General features: G+C 39.4%; 23 protein-coding genes, 4 tRNA genes, 2 pseudogenes and 1 other annotated feature. Of the genes and pseudogenes, 25 read left to right on the top strand and 4 right to left on the bottom strand.

Features of this window, described 5'->3' with window-relative positions; genetic code table 11:
* Positions 1-420 precede the first annotated feature (420 nt).
* The 17 genes and pseudogenes from gdhA to ACWJAF_RS11880 all read left to right on the top strand — a co-directional run bounded on the left by gdhA (position 421) and on the right by ACWJAF_RS11880 (position 13588).
* Positions 421-1755, top strand: coding sequence for an NADP-specific glutamate dehydrogenase (gdhA, locus tag ACWJAF_RS11960; protein ID WP_006427973.1), 1335 nt, complete (start codon positions 421-423; stop codon positions 1753-1755).
* Between the two features lie 415 nt (positions 1756-2170).
* Complete coding sequence (locus tag ACWJAF_RS11955; protein WP_448864190.1) at positions 2171-2632, top strand: hypothetical protein; 462 nt, start codon at positions 2171-2173, stop codon at positions 2630-2632.
* 60 nt (positions 2633-2692) lie between these two features.
* Positions 2693-3154 (top strand): hypothetical protein, encoded by a 462-nt coding sequence (locus ACWJAF_RS11950; RefSeq protein ID WP_448864189.1) that lies wholly within the window; start codon positions 2693-2695, stop codon positions 3152-3154.
* Between the two features lie 213 nt (positions 3155-3367).
* A tRNA-Val gene (locus tag ACWJAF_RS11945) sits at positions 3368-3440 on the top strand.
* A gap of 22 nt (positions 3441-3462) precedes the next feature.
* Positions 3463-3536, top strand: a tRNA-Met gene (locus ACWJAF_RS11940).
* Positions 3537-3544: 8 nt separating this feature from the next.
* Positions 3545-3618, top strand: a tRNA-Met gene (locus ACWJAF_RS11935).
* 281 nt (positions 3619-3899) lie between these two features.
* Positions 3900-4259, top strand: a complete 360-nt coding sequence (locus ACWJAF_RS11930; protein WP_296092942.1) for a hypothetical protein — start codon at positions 3900-3902, stop codon at positions 4257-4259.
* 57 nt (positions 4260-4316) lie between these two features.
* On the top strand, positions 4317-4874 hold the full coding sequence (gene ispF / locus ACWJAF_RS11925; protein WP_296033946.1) for a 2-C-methyl-D-erythritol 2,4-cyclodiphosphate synthase: 558 nt from the start codon (positions 4317-4319) through the stop codon (positions 4872-4874).
* A gap of 96 nt (positions 4875-4970) precedes the next feature.
* Entirely contained in the window at positions 4971-5975 is a 1005-nt protein-coding gene (locus ACWJAF_RS11920) for a GNAT family N-acetyltransferase (protein WP_448864188.1), read from the top strand.
* Positions 5976-6097: 122 nt separating this feature from the next.
* Positions 6098-6847, top strand: coding sequence for a response regulator transcription factor (locus ACWJAF_RS11915; protein ID WP_448864186.1), 750 nt, complete (start codon positions 6098-6100; stop codon positions 6845-6847).
* Positions 6819-8894 carry a sensor histidine kinase gene (locus tag ACWJAF_RS11910; RefSeq protein WP_448864184.1) on the top strand — a complete coding sequence of 692 codons (2076 nt, stop codon included), beginning with the start codon at positions 6819-6821 and terminating at the stop codon, positions 8892-8894. The genes ACWJAF_RS11915 and ACWJAF_RS11910 overlap by 29 nt, the downstream gene beginning before the upstream one ends.
* A 15-nt stretch (positions 8895-8909) precedes the next feature.
* Positions 8910-9235 (top strand) — a binding site (T-box leader).
* Positions 9236-9383: 148 nt separating this feature from the next.
* On the top strand, positions 9384-10097 hold the full coding sequence (gene epsC / locus ACWJAF_RS11905; RefSeq protein ID WP_448864182.1) for a serine O-acetyltransferase EpsC: 714 nt from the start codon (positions 9384-9386) through the stop codon (positions 10095-10097).
* Entirely contained in the window at positions 10084-11490 is a 1407-nt protein-coding gene (cysS, locus tag ACWJAF_RS11900) for a cysteine--tRNA ligase (RefSeq protein ID WP_448864181.1), read from the top strand. The genes epsC and cysS overlap by 14 nt, the downstream gene beginning before the upstream one ends.
* On the top strand, positions 11475-11918 hold the full coding sequence (locus ACWJAF_RS11895) for a Mini-ribonuclease 3 (RefSeq protein ID WP_448864179.1): 444 nt from the start codon (positions 11475-11477) through the stop codon (positions 11916-11918). Before cysS ends, ACWJAF_RS11895 begins: the two co-directional genes overlap by 16 nt.
* Positions 11919-11929: 11 nt before the next feature.
* On the top strand, positions 11930-12682 hold the full coding sequence (gene rlmB, locus ACWJAF_RS11890) for a 23S rRNA (guanosine(2251)-2'-O)-methyltransferase RlmB (protein WP_448864177.1): 753 nt from the start codon (positions 11930-11932) through the stop codon (positions 12680-12682).
* Between the two features lie 72 nt (positions 12683-12754).
* Positions 12755-13381: pseudogene (gene sigH, locus ACWJAF_RS11885) on the top strand (RNA polymerase sporulation sigma factor SigH); the annotation flags it as partial.
* Positions 13382-13515: 134 nt separating this feature from the next.
* Positions 13516-13588, top strand: a tRNA-Thr gene (locus ACWJAF_RS11880).
* Between the two features lie 191 nt (positions 13589-13779).
* Here the strand turns inward: ACWJAF_RS11880 and ACWJAF_RS11875 are convergent.
* Together ACWJAF_RS11875 and ACWJAF_RS11870 are read right to left on the bottom strand one after the other, a co-directional pair.
* On the bottom strand, positions 13780-14139 hold the full coding sequence (locus tag ACWJAF_RS11875; RefSeq protein WP_448864196.1) for a tyrosine-type recombinase/integrase: 360 nt from the start codon (positions 14137-14139) through the stop codon (positions 13780-13782).
* Between the two features lie 38 nt (positions 14140-14177).
* Complete coding sequence (locus tag ACWJAF_RS11870) at positions 14178-14588, bottom strand: phage integrase SAM-like domain-containing protein (protein ID WP_448864176.1); 411 nt, start codon at positions 14586-14588, stop codon at positions 14178-14180.
* 209 nt (positions 14589-14797) lie between these two features.
* On the opposite strand from ACWJAF_RS11870, the gene galE reads away from it, so the two are divergent.
* Positions 14798-15820, top strand: a complete 1023-nt coding sequence (gene galE / locus ACWJAF_RS11865; protein ID WP_296034102.1) for a UDP-glucose 4-epimerase GalE — start codon at positions 14798-14800, stop codon at positions 15818-15820.
* Positions 15821-15888: 68 nt separating this feature from the next.
* Here the strand turns inward: galE and ACWJAF_RS11860 are convergent.
* Both ACWJAF_RS11860 and ACWJAF_RS11855 read right to left on the bottom strand, forming a co-directional pair.
* Positions 15889-16083: pseudogene (locus tag ACWJAF_RS11860) on the bottom strand (type II toxin-antitoxin system HicB family antitoxin); the annotation flags it as partial.
* A 253-nt stretch (positions 16084-16336) separates the two neighbouring features.
* Complete coding sequence (locus tag ACWJAF_RS11855) at positions 16337-17329, bottom strand: aldo/keto reductase (RefSeq protein ID WP_296092908.1); 993 nt, start codon at positions 17327-17329, stop codon at positions 16337-16339.
* Between the two features lie 201 nt (positions 17330-17530).
* Between ACWJAF_RS11855 and melB the strand changes: the two genes are divergently transcribed.
* The 7 genes from melB to ACWJAF_RS11820 form a co-directional block, all read left to right on the top strand.
* Positions 17531-18916 carry a melibiose:sodium transporter MelB gene (gene melB / locus ACWJAF_RS11850; protein ID WP_448864173.1) on the top strand — a complete coding sequence of 462 codons (1386 nt, stop codon included), beginning with the start codon at positions 17531-17533 and terminating at the stop codon, positions 18914-18916.
* Positions 18917-19117: 201 nt separating this feature from the next.
* Positions 19118-20716, top strand: coding sequence for a response regulator (locus ACWJAF_RS11845; protein WP_448864171.1), 1599 nt, complete (start codon positions 19118-19120; stop codon positions 20714-20716).
* Entirely contained in the window at positions 20706-22445 is a 1740-nt protein-coding gene (locus ACWJAF_RS11840) for a cache domain-containing sensor histidine kinase (protein WP_448864169.1), read from the top strand. The genes ACWJAF_RS11845 and ACWJAF_RS11840 overlap by 11 nt, the downstream gene beginning before the upstream one ends.
* Positions 22435-23073 (top strand): hypothetical protein, encoded by a 639-nt coding sequence (locus ACWJAF_RS11835; protein ID WP_296034121.1) that lies wholly within the window; start codon positions 22435-22437, stop codon positions 23071-23073. The genes ACWJAF_RS11840 and ACWJAF_RS11835 overlap by 11 nt, the downstream gene beginning before the upstream one ends.
* A gap of 7 nt (positions 23074-23080) precedes the next feature.
* Positions 23081-24091, top strand: a complete 1011-nt coding sequence (locus tag ACWJAF_RS11830) for a galactose ABC transporter substrate-binding protein (protein ID WP_448864167.1) — start codon at positions 23081-23083, stop codon at positions 24089-24091.
* Positions 24092-24423: 332 nt separating this feature from the next.
* Positions 24424-24609: a hypothetical protein gene (locus ACWJAF_RS11825; protein ID WP_448864165.1), complete on the top strand. Its 186-nt coding sequence runs from the start codon at positions 24424-24426 to the stop codon at positions 24607-24609.
* A gap of 347 nt (positions 24610-24956) precedes the next feature.
* Positions 24957-25100: transposase (locus tag ACWJAF_RS11820; protein WP_448864193.1), on the top strand; the 144-nt coding region annotated here is incomplete at its 3' end.

Genomic DNA, 25100 nt, shown 5'->3' with positions numbered 1-25100 from the left:
TATGTTCGGAAGAATCTGCCAGGGACAAGTTCTCTGTGCAAATGCAATTTAGAGTGCGTTCTGTTTCATAAAAATGTATAAAAAATGCAAAAAACTACAAAACCCTTGCAAAATCTGCAAGGGTTTTGTAAAAAGTTGCAAAAAATACAAAAAACTGTAAAAAATATCTTGCCAGATCCACTGGTTTGCTTTACAATAGTAAAGGACAAAGGGGTCGGAGAAAAACCGGGAGATTTGTCTACCCGGTTTTTTGATTCCAGAGTATGTAGGAGAAGCTGCCGGCGGCACATTCTTTTGCATTCTTAAGTTGTCAAAAGCGTTAAAAAAGATGTATTTGAGGTGCATAAGCATCCGTAGGGAACTGCCGGTGGCAGACCCTTAAAGTAAAGCAAGGATACGAATAGTAGGAGGTAGAAAGCTATGTCATATGTTGATGAAGTACTGGAGAAGGTAGTTGCAAAGAACCCTGCAGAGCCAGAATTCCACCAGGCAGTAAAAGAAGTATTAGAGTCATTAAGAGTAGTAGTAGAGGCAAACGAGGAAAAATTCAGAAAAGACGCTCTGCTTGAAAGACTTGTTGAACCTGAAAGACAGATCAAATTCCGCGTTCCATGGGTAGATGATAAAGGACAGGTTCAGGTTAACACAGGATACCGTGTACAGTTTAACAGCGCAATCGGACCATACAAAGGAGGATTACGTCTTCATCCATCTGTAAACCTTGGTATCATCAAATTCCTTGGATTTGAGCAGATTTTCAAGAACTCACTGACAGGACTTCCAATCGGTGGAGGTAAAGGTGGTTCTGATTTCGATCCTAAGGGAAAATCAGACAGAGAAGTAATGGCATTCTGCCAGAGCTTTATGACAGAACTTTGCAAATATATCGGAGCTGACACAGATGTTCCTGCTGGTGACATCGGAACAGGTGCAAGAGAGATCGGTTACATGTTTGGTCAGTATAAGAGAATCAGAGGCCTGTATGAAGGTGTTCTGACAGGAAAAGGATTAAGCTACGGCGGATCTTTAGCAAGAACAGAAGCTACAGGATATGGTCTTCTTTACTTAACAGAGGAATTATTAAAGATTAACGGAAAAGACATCAAAGGAATGACAGTAGCAGTTTCCGGAGCTGGTAACGTTGCAATCTATGCAATCCAGAAAGCTCAGCAGCTTGGAGCAAAAGTTGTAACAGCAAGTGATTCTACAGGATGGGTATACGATCCAGACGGAATCGATGTTGCAGCATTAAAAGAAATCAAAGAAGTAAAACGTGCAAGACTGACAGAGTACAAGAACTACCGTCCAAATTCAGAATATCATGAAGGACGTGGTGTATGGTCTGTAAAAGTTGACCTTGCTCTTCCATGTGCTACACAGAATGAACTTCACCTTGAAGATGCAAAACAGTTAGTAGCGAACGGATGCGTAGCTGTATGCGAAGGTGCTAACATGCCTACTACATTAGAAGCAACACAGTATCTGCAGGAGAACGGTGTAATCTTTGCACCTGGTAAAGCTGCAAACGCTGGTGGTGTTGCTACATCTGCACTTGAAATGTCACAGAATAGCGAGAGACTTAGCTGGACATTCGAAGAAGTAGATGCAAAACTTAAGAACATCATGGTAAACATCTGCCACAACATGGACGATGCTGCAAAACGTTACGGAATGGAAGGTAACTATGTTGCCGGAGCTAACATTGCAGGATTTGAAAAAGTTGTAGATGCTATGACAGCTCAGGGAATCGTTTAAGATTTATAAAAAAGCCCCGCAAGCCTTGTGTGTTTGTGCGGGGCTTTTCTTTTTGGAAAAATATACTGATTGAATATACTTGCGTTATAACATAAAAATCTGACAAAAATAAAATATAGCGACAATTCTCTGATAAAATATTGACAATAATTAAAAAAAACAGATATAATATAAGCGAAAACACCAGTTTACAACTTTAAAAATGACAGATCTGTTAATAAATTGATTACTATTAGTTTAGTAATAAAAACTTTGAGAGTATAAGTTCACGGTTTCTGGTGATATGTTTTTAAATGTTATAAAAAGAAGCATGTGTAATTTTTAGTGGTAAAGTGGTGTTAAAAAATACTTGCATTTATAAACAATAGGGTTTATAAAGCGTACATTTATCAGAATTTTTGAAAGGAGGCCAACAATGAAAAAAACGACAAAAAAATTGTTGCATAAAGTAAGTGCATTTTTTATAATGCTGTCGTGTATCACTTTTTTGATGGGAGTCGATTCATATGCAGCAACGAGTAGCAAAAGCGTAACATTAAGCGGAGTAGCAAATAGTGTACCATTAACTGCAACTGTTAATTACAAGGTAAATAATAGTAATGGAAAATATAGTCTTTCTAGCATTACAAGTATTAAAGTTTCAAATTATTGTGGACTTCCATCAGTTGGTTCGACAAATACATCATTATGCACATTAAATACTTCAACGGGAAAATTAACTACAGCAAAAATTAGAGTAATTGTGTTTGATGTAGACTCAACAACATCATCTGATAATAATAAACAAACGAATCAAGTTACATTAAATAATGATGATGGAGAAAATGCATCTGTTTTGTCGAGAACATTATTAAATGAGATAGTAACTTTTAGGTAGCAATGCAAGTGTAATATTGATAGTATATTACTTGCCTTCAGAAGAAAGGAGAGAATCAATATGAATAATATTGTAAAAGGTTTACTGTCTTCGATTATTGGTTCGCCGCTTGGGGCAAAGCAATATTACAGAAAGCAGTTTGAAAAGAAAGAAATTGAAAAAGAAATAAATACATTAAAAAGTACGGTAGATGGTGCTGAGATTGATAAAGAGTTAATTTCTTCTATTGATCCTAAAGTAAACTATTATGTTTTAAAAGGGGAGAGTATGAGAACTATTCTGGGAGAGGTGCTGAAGACAGTACTTGAAAAAAATGCTGACAGTTATGATAAGATTGCTCCATATAAATTAAAACATAATTATGATAAATATTTCCTGTTTTCAAATGAGAAAAAGAAAACTGGCTTATATGAGATTCTATCATTTGAAAAAGAAGCAGATGCAATAAACATAGCGAAAAGCATGAATGAAAAGGTATATAAAGTAAGTCCTACAGGAAAGTTTAATCAAATATTTTTTTGATGCAGGGTCAATAAATAAAAGCCGGCTATCCAGAACTAAAATGCAGATTGGATGGCTGGCTTTTTCTGACATCTACGTAATTAAAACACTGTAAATTGGCGCTTTTTGAGGAATTATTGAAAAAGTTTCAAAAAAATGTAAAAAAGGTGTTGACTTTACTCTGAACCAATGATATACTTACGAAGTCGGTTCGAGAGAGACGACAAAAGATATGGGATCATAGCTCAGCTGGGAGAGCATCTGCCTTACAAGCAGAGGGTCATAGGTTCGAGCCCTATTGGTCCCATACATTTTCAAAATTTGATTGTGGCGGGATAGCTCAGTTGGCTAGAGCACACGGTTCATACCCGTGGTGTCGCTGGTTCAAATCCAGTTCCCGCTACTGATTATGGCGGGATAGCTCAGTTGGCTAGAGCACACGGTTCATACCCGTGGTGTCGCTGGTTCAAATCCAGTTCCCGCTATTTTTATTTTAAATATAAATGTTTACATAGTGAAAAATAATATGATACCCCTTAGGCAGGAGAGAAAAATCCCAAACTGCTTAAGGGGTATTTTGCATTCCAAGTTATAAAAACATCATGAAATCTTTCATGGTAAAGTATACAAGAAAAGTGAAATCGTCTATAATACATTACATATGATGTCAGTGAAGGTACAGAGCAATCTATGGCATCAGGTCAGGAACAAAATATCTTTTGATCCTAATCGATAACGTATGTTAAGAAACAGGAGGAAACATAATATGGTACCAAGAAGTAGTTTGCTGATCCGTATATTAGCGGGCGGCTATATCACATATCTGGGAGGAAAACTTCTGATCAGTTCGATTAAAGAACAGCCGGAGAATTACATATTGTATGTGGCAGCGGGAATCGTATTTATCATTATCGGTCTGATCTGGCTTGTGAGATCTGGAACCAAGCTTGTGAAGAAAGAATATGAAGACGACAGCGTGATGGGGCAGCTGAATAAAGATGAGGATGAAGACGGCCAGACAGAGACAGAGGAGGCAGCAGGAGAAGAAGCAACAGAAGAAGCTGCAGTAGAAGAAAAAGCTGCAGTATCAGAAGAAACCGATGAAATTAAAAAAGAAAATGAATAATAGATATATTGCCGGCGGGCGGAATATTCGGAAAACAAAGAAACAGGAGGAACACATATGCGTGTAGGTATGGGATATGATGTGCACAAATTAACCGAAGGACGGGATCTGATCCTGGGAGGAGTAAAAATCCCTTATGAAAAAGGTCTGCTTGGTCATTCTGATGCGGATGTACTGTTACATGCGATTATGGATGCACTGCTTGGAGCAGCGGCACTGGGAGATATCGGAAAACATTTCCCAGATACAGATCCTGCGTACAAAGGAGCATCCAGTATCAGGCTTTTAGAGCATGTAGGAAAGCTGATCGATGAAAAACTCTATGTAATTGGTAACATTGATGCCACGATCATTGCGCAGAGACCAAAGATGGCTCCACATATCGAACAGATGCGTGCCAATGTCGCAGAGGCACTTCACATTGATATTGATCAGGTGAATATCAAGGCAACGACAGAAGAAGGACTTGGATTTACAGGAACAGGAGAAGGAATTTCATCCCAGGCGATTGCAAGCCTGGATACCATTGCAAATTACAGCTACAGAGTCGGACCATCAGAAGGCGGATGCGCAGGATGTGGAGGCTGTATGAAAGCGTTTTCAAATGAAGAATAAAGGCGGAAAAATGGCTCAACCCCTGGAGTGTGTCTGAAAAAAGCTTTCTGCAAGCTCAGAGGCACTCTGAAAAGTGAATTAGGAGAGATACACAAAATGGAAATAAAAAAACTGGAAGCAGAAGAAAGACAGAACACAAGAGCATTATATGAAGAAGTGTTTTCTGAAGACAGTAAAAGCTTCGTAGATTACTATTATGAAGAAAAGGTAAAAGACAATCAGATCTACACAGTGGAAGAAGATGGCGGCATCAGGGCGATGCTTCATCTGAATCCATATGAACTTGTGGTAAATGGAAGTAAAAAAGAGGTGAACTATATCGTAGCCGTTGCAACGCAGGAAAGCTATCGTAAGCGTGGCTATATGGCGGCGCTTCTGAAACAGTCGCTGCACGATATGTACCTGGCAGGAGAGACATTTACTTTTTTGATGCCGGCATCGGAGAGTATCTATCTGCCATTTGATTTCCGGACGGTATGGGAGCAGGAAAGACCGTATTATGATCAGGAAGATGCTGTGGAAAACGGTATTGTAGTTACCGATGGAACGCAGGACGATGCAGAGGATATGGCATCTTATATGGGCAGAAAACTTGCAGAGACGAAGCAGGTATATGCATTCCGGGATGCGGCATATTATAAACGTCTTATAAAGGAATATGCAAGTGATGGTGGGAGACTTAAGGTTTACCGCAAAGACGGACAGATCGTAGATATAAAGATAGCTGCAGAGACAGAAGAAGTGGATGGTGGGAAACCAAAGATTATGATCCGTGTAATAGACGTAAGAAGAATGCTGATGTCACTGCGTTTAAAGACATTTATGGGAACGTGTTTTGAGGTTACAGATCCGTTGATAGAGGAAAATAACCGGTGCCTTATGATCACAGGAACCGAATTTTCCGGATTGATGTTGATGGATGGAAAGCCGGAAAACAGCGAAGGAATCATTCCGGTTGCAGTACTTGGAGAATTTGTATTTGGCAAAATAACGGCAGAAGAACTTATGGAGAGACCAGATGTTACGATGTCAGAGCGTATGAAAGAAGAGCTGGACAAGATTATTCCATTATCTGAAATCTATCTGAATGAAACGGTATAAGAAGAAAGGAGAGTTGTTATTGCTGGCACTAAACGGGAACAGTAGTGACAACTCTTTCGTTTTTCTTTAGATTTTACTGTAGCCTTCCTTAAGAATTTGCAGATAAGATTAAGACTATAAAAATGAAACAACGGGAAACGAGAAAGAGGAGAATTATGAATAAGACGGAGATGAATCACGTACTGATTGTAGAAGACGATAAGGAAATCAGGGAAGGTGTAGAGATATACCTGAAAAGCCAGGGATATGAAGTGTACCAGGCGGCAGACGGAGTGGAAGGTCTGGAAGTGATTGAAAAAGAAGAAATCCATCTGGCGATCGTAGATATCATGATGCCAAGAATGGATGGAATCTCAATGGTTGCAAAACTAAGAGAAAAATATGATTTTCCGGTGATCTTCCTGTCAGCAAAATCCGAAGAAGTGGATAAGATACTGGGACTGAATATCGGAGCAGATGATTATGTGACAAAGCCATTTACACCAATGGAACTTCTGGCAAGAGTGAATTCGCAGCTCAGACGTTACCGCAGGTTTATGAAAAAGCTTGGTGGCCAGGAGGAAAATGCAAGGATACATACAATCGGCGGACTAGAGATCAATGAAGACAATGTAGAAGTCAGCGTTGACGGCGAACCGGTGAAGGTGACACCGATCGAGTATAAGATATTACTGTTGCTGATGAAGAATCCGGGCAGGGTGTTTTCGGCGGATGAGATCTATGAACGTGTCTGGAATGAACGCGCGGTGAATACTGATACGATTATGGTTCATGTGCGGAACATCAGGGAAAAGATAGAAGTGAATCCAAAAGAACCAAAATATTTGAAGGTGGTGTGGGGCGTTGGATACAAAATCGAAAAACAGGCATAAACTTGGAATCATTCTGACGATTGCAGCGATCATTATTCCGACGCTTGTAATTCTTGGAAATTACAAGATGATCTATGACAAAGCCGTTAATGAAGCAAAAAAGACGTATAAAACTTCGCTTTCGGATCAGAACTTTCTTGGAAGTTTTCTGGAAACCAGTTATATTCTGTATAATCAGGAAATCTCAGAAAAAACAGGTGAACCAAAGATGTCAAAAGAGGATCTGGAAGAAGATGCAGAAGTCTGGATGGATGACTATGAGGCATTGTACCCGTATCTGGATTACCGGATTGAAGATGCTTCGGGAAAAGTGATAGGAAGAAGTACGGCGAATGCAGGAAAGGGTCTGACGGATGACAAATTTGAAAATTATGCATTTGGCATGGCAATTACATATGATGAACGCGGGAAAGCGGATGTCAAGATTATAAAGGGGGATGAAAAAGCAGCGCAGAGTATTGCACTCAGAGCTTTGATTGACAACTGGGATGATTCCATGATGGATGATACTTATGGAAGTGTTAAGACACCAAAGGAACGTACATATATCTATGGAATGACAAGGAAGAATATCGAGCAATATCTGAATCAATGGTACTGGTACGGTGACGAGGCACCGAATGATGCATGGTATATGATGCTGATCAGTATGGCAGTCGTATGTGTCTGTGCATGGATATTTGTACAGATAGAATCGCTGGGAATTGACAAGATGAAGATTTTCAGCCAGCCGGTGGAGATCGTTCTTGTGATTGTGGATATGATGCTGGTGGTTATGGATAACCGGCTGAACTGGATCGTTACACGGACAAAGGGGCTGGTGCAGTTTTACGACATTTTAATCTGGCTATGTGTATTTGCAATCACATACTGGGCGGCGGCTTCGATTGGACAGGTATTCCGGATGGGGCTTAAGAGATATGTAAAAGAACGGTCATTGATCGTTGCATCATGGAAATATATAAAACCGGCATTGTGCTATCTGAAAGATAAGATCAGAGCCGGACTTCGTAAAATATATCATGGACTGACCAATATTGATTTTACGGATAAATCCAGCAGGGCAATTTTAAGAATTGTTGTCATTAATTTTATTATACTGGCAGTTACAAGCCTTTGGGTATATGGTGTTATGGCAATGATTGTATATTCGGTTATTCTGTTCTTTGTGTTGAAAAAATATTTTGATGATCTGAAGAAAAAATATAACTATCTGCTGCAGGCTACCAATGAGTTTGCTAATGGGAACCTGGATGTAGAGATTGAAGAAAATCTAGGCGTGTTTGAACCATTTAAAGAAGAGATGGCGAAGATCCAGAAGGGCTTCAAAAAGGCAGTAGACGAAGAAGTAAAGAGCCAGCACATGAAGACAGAACTGATTACAAATGTATCGCACGACCTGAAGACACCTCTGACGGCGATCATTACATATGTGAATCTGTTGAAAATCGAAAAAGACCCGGAACGGCAGAAGGAATATATCGATGTACTTGACCGGAAGTCGCTGCGGCTGAAAGCATTGATTGAGGATCTGTTTGAGATCAGTAAGGCAAGCAGTAATACGGTAACGCTGAATATTGCGGATATTGATATTGTAAATCTGTTCAAACAGGTAAAATTAGAAATGGATGAGAAGATTCAGGAGGCGAATCTGGAATTCAAGATGGATATACCGGAAGAAAAAGTGATCGTGGCACTGGATGGACAGAAAACCTATCGTATCTTTGAGAATCTGATTGGAAATGCTGCAAAGTATTCGATGCCTCATACAAGGGTATATGTAAGAATTGCAGTAGAAGGCGATGAAGCAGTTGTGCAGATGAAGAATGTATCGGCAACGGAGCTTAATTTTAACCCGGAAGAGATTACGGAGCGGTTTGTAAGGGGTGATCTGTCGAGAAATACCGAAGGTTCGGGACTAGGACTTGCAATTGTAAAAAGCTTTACAGAGATTCAAAAAGGTAAGTTCTGGATCGAGACAGAGGCGGATCTGTTTAAAGCAGAGATTCGGTGGAAAATTGTTGACAAAAAAGAGGATATCGCATAATATATAATCTATATGAGAAAGACTTTGAACGGAAAGAGTAGCAAAGCATAACTGGTCGAAAGAGAGAGACTGTCACCGGCTGAAAGCAGTCTTGGACAAAGCGTTTTGTGAAGTGCGTCCGGGAGTTGATCTGGTGAAAAAGATGAAGCATGCATCATAGCCGGATACGGATTACACACGTTACGTGTATTAAGGGAAAGATGTATCAGAAGCATGATGGAAAATCACAGACAAAAATCATCATAGAAAAATCATAGATAAAAAGATCTGGATTAGACATATGCAATGGAAACGATACATTTTTTAAAAGAGTGGAACCGCGGATATACTTCGTCTCTTGCATATGCGAGAGACGAAGTTTTTTGTTACTATGCATTGTTAAGGAACTGCCAGGAGATATAAGAAAAGCGTATATAGAGAAAGCTTTCGGCAGTTCAGAGGTACATTTTTGTTCTACGGTGGAAACTTATAAAAAAGGAGAGATCATAGATGGGCATAATATCTTATGTCAACGAGGAAATTCAAGTAATCAGGGAAAGAGACCCGGCGATCAAATCGAATATGGAGGTGTTCCTGTATTCGAGTTTTAAAGCAATCCTGCATTACAGGATTGCACATAAGCTGTACCTGAAAAAGCATTACTTTCTGGCCCGCTGGGTATCTCAGAGAGCAGTAAGGAAAACCGGAATAGAGATTCATCCGGGGGCAACGATAGGAAAAGGATTATTTATTGACCATGGAAGCGGGGTTATTATAGGTGAGACCGCTGAACTGGGAGATAATATTACCCTGTATCAGGGTGTGACACTTGGAGGAACCGGAAAAGAACAGGGAAAAAGACATCCGACGTTAAAAGATAACGTCATGGTCAGTGCAGGTGCGAAAGTCCTGGGTTCATTTACAATCGGGGAAAATTCCAAGATTGGCGCGGGATCCGTAGTGTTAAAAGAAGTGCCGCCGAACTGTACCGTAGTCGGAGTGCCGGGCAGAATAGTCAAGATGAATGACGAGAAGATGCCAAGACTTGATATGGATCAGGTACATTTGCCAGACCCAATCTCAAATGATATCAGAGAACTGCAGGCAGATAACTTAAGAATGCACAGACAGATCCAGGAGATGGAAAAACGTATGCAGTGCCTGAAGAATAATCCGATACCAGAAGAAAAAGAGGAGGATATATTAGAAAATGAAGATTTTTAATACAATGACAAAGAAAAAAGAAGAATTCGTACCTTTGGAAGAAGGAAAGGTAAAGATGTATGTATGCGGACCAACCGTATATAACTTCATCCATATTGGAAATGCAAGACCGATGATCGTCTTTGATACAGTCAGAAGATACTTTGAATACAAAGGATATGATGTGAATTACGTATCGAACTTCACTGATGTAGACGATAAGATCATCAAAAAAGCCATCGAAGAAGGCGTGACAGCAGATGAGATTTCCAAACGTTACATTGCAGAATGCAAGAAAGATATGGATGGCATGAACATTAAGCCGGCCACAAAGAATCCACTTGCAACAGAAGAAATCTGCGGTATGGTAGACATGATCCAGACATTGATCGATAAAGGATACGCGTATGAAAAGAATGGTACCGTATATTACAGCACCAGAAAGTTCAAAGATTACGGAAAGCTTTCCCATAAGAACCTGGATGATCTGCGTTCCGGAGAGCGTTCTCTTCTGGTATCCGGAGAAGATGAAAAAGAAGATCCACTGGACTTTGTACTCTGGAAACCAAAGAAAGAGGGAGAACCTGCATGGGAATCACCATGGAGCGAGGGGCGTCCGGGATGGCACATCGAGTGTTCTGAGATGTCTAAAAAATACCTCGGAGAACAGATCGACATTCATGCCGGAGGAGAAGACCTTGTATTTCCACATCATGAAAATGAGATCGCACAGAGTGAAGCTGCCAATGGAAAAGAATTCGCAAAATACTGGATGCACAATGCATTCCTGAACATTGATAACCGTAAAATGAGTAAATCACTTGGAAACTTCCGTACAGTACGTGAGATCAGTGAACAGTATGACCTTCAGGTGCTTCGTTTCTTCATGCTGAGCGCACACTACAGAAGTCCGCTGAATTTCAGCGCAGATCTGATGGAAGCATCAAAGAATGGTCTGGAGCGTATCGTGAATGCAGCAGATAACCTGAAATTCCTTATGGGAAATGCAAAGGCAGAAGCAATCACAGAAGCTGAAACAGAAAATTTTGCCAAGACAGCAGAGTTTGTAGATGGATTTGAAAAAGCGATGGATGATGACTTTAATACAGCAGATGCAGTTGCAGCCATCTTCGACCTTGTAAAATTCACAAATACAACCGTGAACGAAGAAAGCTCAAAAGAATATCTTCAGAAATTATTCGATCTTCTCGTAAAACTTACAGGCGTTCTGGGACTGATCGTTGATAAGAAAGAAGACATTCTTGATGAAGAAATTGAAAAACTGATCGAAGAGCGTCAGGCAGCACGTAAAGCAAAAGACTTTGCAAGAGCAGATGCAATCCGTGATGAACTGTTAGAGAAAGGTATCATCTTAAAAGATACCAGAGAAGGAGTACAATGGAAAAGAGCGTAGAGTGGAAATTTGACACTTATATGCAGGAGATTTTCCAGATGAAAGAGGTGGATATCAAAGAATATTCACCTCTTACTTTGGCATATATCGGAGACTGCATTTATGATCTGATCATCAAGTCCTTGGTGATCAACGAGGGAAACCGTCAGGTACAAAAGCTTCATCAGAAGACAAGTTCGTATGTACAGGCATCTGCACAGTCAAAGATGATGCGCACGATGCAGGAACACCTGACAGAAGAAGAGCATGCAATCTATAAAAGAGGGCGTAATGCTAAAAGCGTATCACCGGCAAAAAACCAGTCGATCACGGACTACAGACGTGCAACCGGATTTGAAGCACTTCTTGGATACCTGTATCTGAAAAAAGAGTGGAAAAGAATGCTGGAACTGGTTAAAATAGGACTGGACAGTATCAAAGAACAATAAGGAGTGTCAATATGAGTCACGATAAGAAAGTAAATGAAAGTATTATAGAAGGAAGAAATGCAGTCATGGAAGCATTTCGTTCCGGAAAACCAGTAGATAAACTGTATGTATTAGATGGATGCCAGGACGGAGCTGTAAGATCCATCATCCGTGAGGCAAGAAAGCACGATACAATCTTGAACTTTGTGGAAAAAGACCGCCTGAACCAGTTATCAGAAACTGGAAAACACCAGGGCGTGATCGCAAGTGTGGCAGCATATGAGTATGCGGAAGTAGAAGATATGTTAAAACTTGCAGAAGAAAAAGGGGAAGATCCGTTCCTGATCATTCTGGATAACATTGAAGATCCTCATAACCTTGGGGCAATCATCCGTACGGCAAACCAGGTAGGAGCTCATGGTGTGATCATTCCAAAAAGAAGAGCAGTCGGACTTACCGCAACGGTTGCAAGAACTTCTGCAGGAGCACTGAATTATACACCGGTTGCAAAAGTAACCAATCTGGTAAAGACGATGGAAGACTTAAAGAAAAATGGACTCTGGTTCGTATGTGCCGATATGGACGGAGATGTGATGTATGATGTGAACATGAAAGGGCCAATCGGTCTTGTGATTGGTAATGAAGGAGAAGGCGTAGGACGTCTTGTAAAAGATACCTGTGACTTTACAGCAAGAATCCCGATGAAGGGAGATATTGATTCCTTGAATGCTTCCGTGGCAGCAGGTGTACTTGCTTATGAGATTGTAAGACAGCGTATGCAGTAAATCCGCCACCATTGTGACAGACATCTTGCAGAAAACCTTTCTCGGGCACACTGCCGGGAACGGGCCAAGAAGGAGAAAAACATGACAGAATATAAACAGATGACAGACGAACAGCTGATCCGCAAACTCCGGGAAGGAGAGACCGGTATCATCGACTATCTGATGGAAAAATATAAGAATCTGGTCCGTAAAGAAGCCAATGCCATGTATCTGCTCGGCGGTGAAACAGATGATCTGATACAGGAAGGGATGATCGGTCTGTTTAAAGCTGTGCAGGATTATGACCTGGATCAGGAAGCATCGTTTTTCAGCTTCGCAAGACTCTGCGTGACGAGACAGTTATATTCTGCTATCGAAGCATCAAAAAGAAAAAAGCATAGCCCGTTAAACAGCTATATATCATTATATGAAAAAGAAGATGGCCAGGGCTCACTGATCGATACGATGGAGGCCGAACAGGAGACCAATCCGGAAGAACTGATGGTGAGCCAGGAAAGGGCCAGAAGAATAGAAGAAAATCTTGAGCAGGAACTGAGTGACCTTGAAAAACGGGTCCTCTACCTGCATCTTCTGGGAACCGATTATAAGAAAATCGCAGATCTTCTGGACCGCAGTCCGAAGACTGTAGATAATGCATTGCAGCGGATTAAGGGAAAGACGCAGAAGATTCTGGAAAAAGAGAATAAAAATATAAGATAAGAATTGCAAAATGCATAGCAATGGAGCGGTTCAGATATATCATAAGATGAAAAATAAGATGAAAATCTGAAATACCAGTTGACAACCGGTATACATTTATTGTAATATATCACTGTTGCATATCACTTATGCATGCTGCCTTGGCTCAGTCGGTAGAGCGTCGCCTTGGTAAGGCGGAGGTCGGCGGTTCGATTCCGCTAGGCAGCTTACAAAGAAAACCCCGTAAACCAGTGAAAAACTACGGATTTACGGGGTTTTTCCTATGTCAGGAATGATATGGAAATGTCTGATAATTCTTTTGCTGTATCAGGTTTTACCACTAAATCACTCTTGCGTTGTGGTAAAAATGGTGGTAAATGTGGTAAAAAATAGTGGTAAAATTTATGATGTTCTGTAGATTACCTGTCGTTATCGAAAATTTTAACGGATTCTGCTAATCTTTTTCGAATTATATGAATATAATGGTCGTAGGTTGTGCTAACTTTTTGATGTCCCATAAGTATGGATACGACTTTAATATCTGTTCCTTCTTCAAGAAGACGACTGCCAAAAGAATGCCTTAATGCATGTAATCCACATTTTTGAACAGAGCAGTTAGCGTTTTTGAGCATGATGTTTAGAGAGCGTCGAAGATTATCTCTATTTTTCATGCCAGGATTTTTCCGGCTTACAATACATACAAGATCATCGTCTGTGTGAGATGGATTAAGTTCTGAAAAATATTCAATAGCTTCTTGCGCTCTTGCACTTAGTGGTATGGAACGTCTGCCAGCAGGTGTTTTAGGGGGATCTTTAATTATATAGGTGTATCGGCAGCCATATATAACTTATCCATATCTTCCTTGTCTAAGAACGGAATTTCCTTTTTATGGGTTAATACGGCCCTCTCAGAGGGAGCTCGGAAATCTATTAGAACATCGGAAGAAAGGGGAATTTCATTTTGCTTAATACCATATTCTAATGCATGGCGTACAACACGAATTGTTTTTACGATTGTATCGCGGGCATATTTTTTCGTGTAAGTTAAATAGTCTACATATTCGCTGAGAATTTTTGGGGTAATTTGCGTTAATTGTAAGTTGCCAATAATACATTCCTTTGGAATAATGCGAGACAGAATGATTTCACGATAATCAGAGAGTGTTCTGGCCGATATATCCTTTGCAGCCAAATTTTGTTCGTTTGAGATAATAGGTGTATAGTTCATATAAGTACCTCCAAATTTTTTATTGTTTATCCTAAATATGGAAGATTTTGAAAAAGTTGTTTTTAAAACGTAGAAAAACAAATATGTGATAGGAAGATTAGTGTTTATAGAAGAAAAAAATGTATATTCTGTAGAGTTTTTTGTATGTACATGATGTTATTCTACTTATATAATTAGAAATGTTGTAGAAAGAAATAGGAGGTATCAAGATGGCCAAGAAAATTTTAATTACCGGAGGCGCTGGATATATCGGTAGCCACACAGCATTGGAACTTTTGAACGAAGGATATGAAGTTGTTGTATATGACAATCTTTGTAATTCATCAAAAGAATCTTTAAAGAGGGTAGAAGAACTTACCGGAAAACACATTACATTCTATGAAGGAGATGTAATGGATGAAGTTGCTTTAAAAGCAATGTTCGAAAAAGAAAGTGTAAATGCAGTTATTCACTGCGCAGCGCTCAAAGCAGTCGGAGAATCCGTACAGAAGCCATTAGAGTACTACCGTAATAATATAACAGGAACCCTGACACTTATGGATATTATGAAACAGACAGGTGTGAAAAATATCGTATTCAGCTCATCCGCAACCGTATATGGAAGCCCGGAAGAGATGCCAATCACAGAAGATTGCCCGAAAGGACAGTGCACGAATCCATATGGCTGGACTAAGTCCATGATGGAACAGATCATGACAGATCTACAGAAGGCAAATCCGGATATGAACGTGATCCTGCTTCGTTATTTTAACCCGGTAGGGGCTCACGAAAGCGGACGTATTGGAGAAGATCCAAAGGGAATCCCGAACAATCTGATGCCATACATTTCACAGGTAGCAGTCGGAAAACTGGAAAAACTGGGCGTGTTCGGTGACGACTACGACACACCGGACGGAACAGGAGTCCGTGACTACATTCACGTAGTAGACCTTGCGAAAGGGCATGTAAAAGCAATCAACTACATCTTCAGCAATCCGGGACTGGATGTAATTAACCTTGGAACAGGTGTAGGATATTCTGTACTTGATATGGTAAAAGCATTCGGGAAAGCATGCGGAAAAGAGATTCCATACGAGATCAAACCAAGAAGAGCCGGAGACATCGCAATGTGCTACGCAGATCCGGCAAAAGCAGCTAAAGTTCTTGGATGGAAAGCCGAAAAAGGACTGGATGAAATGTGCGCAGACACATGGAGATGGCAGTCGCAGAATCCAAATGGATATGAAGCATAGAGTATTAATAAGTCGGGAGTATTTAGTATATATATGAGGTGGCTCGTTTATGAGCCACCTCTTGATACTACATCAGTTTCGTGCACAGCTTCAAACCATGCTTTTTTAGCGTCGATAGCATTTTCTAATGCGGTTTCTAAAGTGTCTCCACAAGTTATACAACCAGGTAAATCAGGGTAAGAAACCACGAATCCGCCTTCATATTTATCTTCTACAATTTTCAGTGGATAAGATATTTTCATATAATCATATAGTTCTTTTATCATTTTTTGTCTCACTTTCCTTTTAAAAATTGTATTATTAATTATCTTCAATGCAAAATATATTTATTTTAACAAAATTATTGCGTTAAATATATAAGAAATCTTGAGTGTATTGTGGAGAAAAACTAAATTTGATTGATAATGGAAAGTACATACAAAAATGGACTGAATGTGTCATTAATAAGCAAGGACAGAATCAATTTTAGGCTTCTGTCCTTGCTTGTGGTTTATAAGACACTTGGGAGTATGGTATTTAAGATTGAGAGATTTCATCAATTAATTTTAATTCTTCTTCTGAAAATGGAGCACAGGAAGTGGCTTTGACATTATCCAGAATCTGCTGTGGCTTGGAGGCACCGATCAGAACACTTGTAACTTCTTTGTGCTGAAGAAGCCATCCAAGAGCCATGTCTGCAAGTTTTTCACCACGCTTTGCTGCCAGATTATTTAACTTACGAATCTGCTCCAGCCTATGACTATCAAGAGTGGTTTCTTTCAGGAATCTTCCGTCCGTACGGATACGGCTGTCGTCAGGAATTCCGTTCAAATAACGGTCGGAAAGTTGTCCCTGAGCGAGTGGACTGAAGGTAATCAGACCCTTCTGTAATCTGTCTGTCATATCTTTCAGACCGTTTTTTTCCACCGTCCGGTCAAAAATTGAGTAGCGATTTTGATTAATGATAAACGGACAATGCAGTTCTTTGAGAATCTCTGTAGCCTCATTTAATGTCTTTCCGTCATAATTGGAAAGTCCGACATAGAGAGCTTTTCCACTTTGTACCACACTTGCCAACGCACCCATTGTTTCTTCTAAAGGAGTATCAGGATCCATTCTGTGATGATAAAAGATATCTACATATTCCAGCCCCATCCGTTTCAGACTCTGATCTAGACTTGCAAGAAGATATTTCCTGCTGCCCCAGTTTCCATATGGGCCTTCCCACATATCATATCCGGCTTTGGTAGAAATAATTAGTTCGTCACGGTAAACGCCAAGATCTTCTTTCAGAATACGACCGAAATTCTTTTCAGCGCTGCCAGGTTCCGGCCCATAATTATTTGCCAGATCAAAATGTGTGATTCCGTTATCAAAAGCGGTAAAGCAAAGCTGCTTCATATTTTCAAAATTTGCTGTATCTCCAAAATTGTGCCACAGTCCGAGTGATATCTTAGGTAATAACAGGCCACTCTTCCCGCAACGATTATATTCCATTGCTGTATATCTTTCTTTTGAAGCCGTGTACATATTCATATCCTCCTAAGTTTTATATTAAATGTTGTAACAAATTATCTACTTACCTTTTCGGAAAGTCAAGAAGGTGTTTTTAATCAAATAGAAATTCATATTTTTTGAATAGGATTTCAAATGTTCATATATAAATCCAAATGTTACACTTTAATCATGCTAAAGAGCTGCGCAGAAAAATGTAAGAAGGAGTAAAGAGGAATGGAAAACAAAAGTAAAAGCAGTGTAGTATACCAGGGAAAGATTCCAGGAAGAGTAAAATACACATTTGCATTTGGGGCATTAGGTAAGGATTTAATATATGGGATGATCGCAACATTTTCAATGATTTACTTTACAGATATCATTAAAGTGGCACCGGCATTTATAGGAACGATGTTTTTCGTGGCAAAGATCTGGGATGCGTTTAATGACCTGTTTATGGGAATGATCGTAGATAATACAAGAAGCCGGTTTGGAAAGTTTGTTCCATGGCTTGTGATTGGAACGTTGATCAATGCGTTCGTATTCGTAATCGTATTCACAGATTTTCATCTGACAGGCGTGAAGCTTTGCATCTTTGCAACAGTTGTATATATCTTATGGGGAATGACTTATACTATCATGGATATTCCGTATTGGTCAGTAATCCCAAATTTAACTTCTGATCCACAGGAACGTGAAAAAGTGTCTGTATTACCAAGAATTTTTGCAAGTATCGGACAGTCACTGATTATCGCAGGATTCGGTGTACAGATTATCAAAGGACTTGGTGGTGATTACACAGGATATCACAGATTTGCATTGATCATAGCAGCAACATTTATTTTTACAATGGCTGTATGTGTCATCAATCTGCCAAAGATTCAGCATGATGTTGAGAAAAAGGACAAGATGAAATTCAAAGACATCTTTACTGTTATTAAAAAGAATGACCAGTTAAGATGGGCAGTATTACTGATTCTTTTGTATAATGTAGCGATTCAGGCAATCATGGGAGTGGCAACTTATTACTTTAGTTATGTATGTAATAACGCCGGAATGTTATCTGCATTCATGATCAGTGCATCCGTTGCGGAAGTAATCGGACTTCTGATCTTCCCGAAGGTAACAAAGGTATTATCCAGAAAGAAAGCATTCCTGATGGCATGTGTACTTCCTCCAATTGGTCTGATCCTTTTGCTTGTTGTTGGTATTGTATGTCCGAATAATATTGCATTGACAGCAATTGCAGGTGTGATTGTTAAGACAGGAACAGGTCTGGAACTTGGATGTGCGACTGTATTCCTTGCAGATGTTGTGGATTATGGGGAATATGTTCTTGGAGCGAGAAATGAAGGTGTTATATTCTCCTTACAGACATTGATTGTAAAACTGACGGCAGCATTTACTTCTTTGTCAATCGGATTTGTACTGGAACTTACAGGATATGTACCAAATGCAGTACAATCGCTGGCAACACAGAATTCTATCCGTGTACTGATGTGTGTTGTACCAACAATCGGAGTTCTTCTGGCATATATCGTATATAAGAGCAAATATAAATTGAGTGATGAGTTTATGAAAAAAGTGGTAGCCAAGATTAATGGTTCCGGAGAGGAAGCATAAAAAAGAAATACATAGAACCTGTCACCTGGCAGCTTCTATTGCATACTTTGGCATATAAACATGAGGCAAGTTGGATTTGAGATGAAAATCAACTTGCCTTGTTGCCGTATATTTAGCTGCATTATATAATTTAAGAAAGCAGATGCACGAATGAGGAAAATTAAAAAGATTTCAAAGATAAGTAGGAAATGAGGAAAAAGCGTGAGGATATTTAGTATTATTCTGGCAGATGATGAACAGCAGATTCTGTATGGCATGAAAAAAGGTATTGAATGGGAACGGCTTGGATTTAAGGTAGCCGGAGTTGCGCAGAACGGAAAAGAAGCATTGGAGCTGATGGAAGAGGTGCATCCGGATCTGGTGATTAGCGATATTAAGATGCCGTTCATGGATGGACTGGAACTAGCAAAACATATCCATGAGGACTATATGAATACGAAAGTAATCTTATTTTCCGGATGGGATGATTTTGAATATGCAAGACTTGCCATCAGTTATGGAGTATCGGAATATATCATGAAGCCGATCGACTATGAGGAGATGCAGAAACTTCTTATAAAGATGCATGAAGAATTAGATAAAGAATATAATGAGAAGATGAACAGGGTACGTCTGGAGAATGCTTATATGGAAAGCCTTCCGCTTTTACGGCAGCAATTTTTTAACCGTCTGGTAACAGAGCCGATGGAAGAAGAGGAGTTAAAAAGTCAGATTGAGAATCTGAAACTGGAGTTTAAAGATGAGGTATATTCGGTTGTTGCAGTGAAGACAGGCGGGGGAAAAGAAAAAGATGTATTAAGTGAGCTGGCAGTGAAGCAGACTCTGAAAGAAGCACTGGAAAAGATCGCACATGTCTATGAGTTCGGTATGAGCGATAATGAAGTATTTATTCTGGGAAGCAACAAAAGACATGATATCGGAAGAATTATAAGAACGATCAGCGAGGCAGAGGTTCTGATCGAACGTATCTTTCACAGCAGGATTTCATGCGGGATCAGTGTCAGCGGAAGAAGCCTTAAAGATATGCCGGTGCTGTATGGGCAGGCATTAGAAGCGCTGGATTATAATCTGGTGACAGTGGAAGAAAGCTATACATATTATAACGATATTATGCCGGTGCAGGACGAAAGAGAAGACTGGAATATAAAAGTGGAAAATATAGGGAAAAATATTACACACTGTACAGAAGAAGAGCTGAAGTTCCAGGTAGAAAATCTAATTGCATGGCTTCATAAAAGACAGTATTCGTTGAATGAATATCAGGTTCTGATTTTGGAGATTTCATTTTCATTTTCGAGATTCTATAAGAAATATCAGATTAGATCGGATATGGAATTTGCGGGAACGAAGAAAATGGCTGTGAAGATTCTTTCGTTGAGTACGGGGGAAGAGCTGGATCACTGGTTAATTAATTACTGTGAATTGATTCGTTCTCTGATCCAGAAAAAACAGATTGATAATAATGTGATCCTGGCGGAACATGCGCGCAAGATTGTAGAAGAAAAGTTTCAGGATCCGGATCTGAGCGTGGAGACCGTGTGCGGTGATCTGCATGTCAGTACATCGTATTTTTCGAAGATTTTCAAACAGGAAACTGGTGGGACATTTGTGAATTATCTGACCGGACGACGAATGGAAGAAGCAAAAAAACTGCTCTTGCAGACAGATTATAAGAGCCAGGTGATTGGAAATATGGTGGGATATCCGGAGCCGAATTATTTCAGCTATGTATTTAAGAAAAATTGTGGAATGTCTCCGGTAAAGTACAGAAAACAGGGAGGAGATGCGGATGAAAGATAAAAAAGTAAGTATCCGTATCGTGTTTCCTCTTGTGATGTCTGTTTCCATTGCGGTGTGTATCATAAGCTGCATGGTTTTATTTTCACATTATTTTTCCAGTTATTTTCAAAAAGATACCATTGAGAAGGTATCAAAGCAGAAAAAAACACTGGCACAGAATTTGGAAGCTGAAATTGAGGATATCAATGAACTGGTTAGTTCGATTTACTATCAGGATATCAGGACGTATGATACGGGAACTGAAATATTTCAAAAAGAAATGGAACAACGCATGGTGCAGGAAACAGAAGTTCTATATGGTGCTGCAATTTACGATGCGGATGGAAAGAGTCTGTGGCAATCAGAAAAATTACCGGATACGAATACGTCGGAGGTAAAGCAGGAAGACTGGTTTCAAAATACACAAAAAAATATTGAGACCATTCATTACGGGGAGAAGAAACTGGTACAACCGGAAAAGGCAAGATACGTTTATGAAATCAGCCGTTACATCGAATATGTTGAAAATGGTAATATGAAGTCCGGAGTATTGCTTCTGGAGTATTATACGGATTCTATGGATGAAGTATTGATGCATTATAAGAGTCAGAAATCAGCTTACTGCTATCTTCTGGATACAAACCGGCAATTATTATACCATCCGTTTGAAAAAGAGATTGTTTCAGGAATTTACAAAGAAAAGACTGTAAAAGAGGCAATGGCCTGTAAAAATTACAGAATAGAAGAGAAAGGTGGAGAAAAATGGCTGATTGCGTGCCAGCAGATCGGCTATACCGGATGGAATGTGGTACTTGTAAGTTCGATGTCCAGTCTGGATTTTGAAAGTTATAATCTGCACTATGTTGCGTGGTTTACTCTTCTTCTGGTTGGTGTGATATTAATTTTGCTGGATATTTTACTTTTCAGAACCTTTACAAATCCGGTTTACCGGCTGCTTCAGACCATGCAGGAGTTCGGAAAAGGGAACTATGAGATCAAGGCAAAAGAAGAAGGCATCGGTGAGCTGAAGAATCTCAGTGCACATTTTAACATCATGGCAGATAAACTGCAGGAACAGATGGAAGAGATCCGTAAGAATGAACGGGAGCGGCAGCAGATGGAGAAGAAGTTACTGCAGTCACAGATTAATCCACATTTCCTGTATAATACATTGGATTCCATCATCTGGATGATACGAAGTGAGGAATATGACGGAGCAGGAGAGATGGTGTCTTTGCTTGCCAAATTTTTCCGGGTTTCGTTAAGTCAAGGGAAGGAGATGATTCCGTTAGAAAAAGAACTGGAACATGCATCCAGTTATCTGGCAATCCAGAATATCCGCTTTAAGGATAAGTTTGAATTTCAGATAGAGGCAGATCCGGCGTTGTTAAAATATCTGTGTCCGAAATTGTCTATTCAGCCTTTACTTGAAAATGCTATATATCACGGTATGGAAGGAATGTATGAGGATGGAGAGATTACCATCCGGATCTATGATAAAGATGGAGATATCGGAATTGATGTGGCAGACAATGGTCTTGGAATGACACAGGAAACCATAGATCATATTATGCATAACAAAGTAATTTCGAGTAAACGTGGATCAGGGATTGGCGTACGGAATGTAAATGAACGAATCCAGCTGATCTATGGAAAAGCATATGGAGTAACCATCACAAGTGAACTGGATGAGGGAACAACTGCAACGATTACGATTCCAAAGATGGAGGAAAACGACGATGCAAAGTAGAAAAAAACATATAGTGCTGCTTCTGTTACTTCTTTTGATCGCAGTTGTATCTATGAAGATGATGGTAAACCAGAATCACACAGAGAAAAGGATAAGGATTACCGTGATCCTGCCGGAAGATGGTCAGAAAGATCTGCATGGTCTGTTAGACGGAATTCGTGACTGTGCTTACGATGAACATGTGAAATTAGATGTATGGTACAAAAGCAGTCTGACAGAAAAAACATTTGATAAGCTTCTGAAAGAAGAAACGGAGAATGGATCTAAGGGAGTACTGCTTGTATATCCGGAACTGTATCTGGAAAAAGAGAAAGGCAGTTATAAGAAAAACGATCTTCTTGCTGTGACAGATATGATGCAGAATGATTTTAAATATTATGCAACTATTGAAAAAAGCAGCAGGGAACAATATCGTCTGCCGGTGGAAGATGGAGTGCTGGAGCAGGTGCGAAATGGGGAAAAACCATTTATCTATGTAGAAAATACATACAGACTTGGTTATGAAAGCATGCAGATGTTAGAAAAGAAGGGGAAGACAAAAGAGATGAAAAATATTTGTCTAAAGCCAGTGAAATTAGATAAAGAAAGGATAGAAAGCGGTGAATATAATGCATTGCTTTCAAGGTGACAGTAAGATGAAAAGCAGTATAAAACATAAAATAGATAAATACAATCTTTTGCTGCTCATCTTGCTGCTCCTTCTGATCGGATTAGTAATTGCATGGAAAATGCCGCAAAAAGAAGATCAGTATATACATGTCGGTATTGCGGTATATGACCGGAATGATACATTTATGGAAAGCTATATCAGAGAACTGGAAGATAAGATTGGACAAAGTAAGATGCAGGGGAAGAAAGTATCTTATGATGTCTATGATGCAGAAGGAATCAGCAGCCGTCAGGAAAAGCAGTTGCAGGAGATGTATGCACAGGATTATGATGTGATGCTTGTGAATCTGGTGGAACCTGCATCTGCGGCAAGTGTACTGAATGACGCTAAAGATGCAGATATACCAGTCATTTTATTTAACAGGGAGATTGATGAAAAAGATCTGAAAATATCGAAAAATGTCTGGTATGTAGGAACAGATGCCAGAGCGGCCGGTGTGATGCAGGGAGAACTGTTAAAAGCTCTCTGGAAGAAACAAAGTAAAACACTCGACTGGAATGGCAATGGAATGCTGGATTATGTACTGGTAGAAGGAGAAGAGTCACATTTTGATGCAATCCGCAGAACAAGCGGATTCCTGGAGGCAGGGGTATCACTTCCGTTGAATCAGAAGGGAAATATTCTGGCTGAATGGAAGAGAGAGCTGGCGTATGAAAAGTTTGAGGCATTAGATGAAGTAACGATACAGAATGTTGAAGCGGTTATTTGCAATAATGATGATATGGCACTTGGGGTGTATGACTATTATAAGGAGAAAAAGCTGAAACTTCCGGTAATTATAGGGATTAATAACAGCGAAGAAATGCATCAGAAGATTCTGGCAGGTGAAATCTATGGAACGCTTGATAATAAGATGGAAGACCAGGTAGAAGAAATATGCCGGTTGATGCGGAAAATTCTAAAACAGGATACAGAAGCGCAACAGAAGGTGTGGTATAGTACACCGCAGGCGGTTGTAAAACAAAATGGTGAGTAAATAGCATCTATGTTTTCGAAGTATAACAGATAAAAACAACTTGATTGAAAAAACAAATGATTTTGTTCAAACAAGTTGTTTTATTTTATATAAAGAAGAAAAAGGTTGAAGATATACTAAAAACTATACTGGAAATATTTGATGAAAGGCGTTTCCGATTGTACAAAAATATGATCGACGAAAAAGATTTTGATGCTGAAAATGTAATTTGAAAAAGTACGAAAAAGTTTGAAAAACTTTGAAAATTAAATTGCGTAATAAGTTATACGGCTAATGCTAAGGGTGAAGTCTATGCAGTTATTAGTAAAGGACAGGAAGAAAAAGACGGGAATATGGTAACGGTCCAATATTGTCTATATGATAATGGAGAGAAGAAAGATACGGATGGCAATCCATGTGAAGAACTTGTGTTAGAAAAAGTATATCCGGACGGCAATTATGAAAAGGAACTGGTGGATTTCTATCTGGTAAATGCAGATACGATACAGGTGATGGATGAGCAAAAGGATACATGGTAAACAATGGAAGCAAGGAGTGATTTTGATGATTCTATTGCATTGGTAGTTGCTAGGAATAGTGAGGAGAAGATTGCAATATTTTGATTGAAATAGTAGATTATAATAAAAAGAAAACTGTTGTTTGTAATAATATAAAATGCTACAATTATAGATAAACAAAGGCGGGGCTGGAGGAGCAGTATGTATCTGAATAAAATAAATGTAAAGAATTTTAACAAAAGTTAGCAAGAATTCTCCTTCCTCTACAGGTGGGAGATGAATTGCAGAAAAAGAATACAGAACACTTGTTCTACATCGTGAAGTATGGTATACTATAATCAGTCGAAAGAATAGAAAGGACTGATTATATGGATAAGATGGATCGTAATGCACATTCAGTATATTTGATGTATTATCATCTGATCATGGTTGTAAAATACCGAAGAAAAGTAATAGATGATCCGATTTCGGAACGTGCAAAAGAAATCTGGGAACATATTGCACCTGATTAT

The sequence above is a fragment of the Dorea sp. genome, from assembly GCF_977044405.1.
This window is presented reverse-complemented; position numbering and strand designations above follow the sequence as displayed.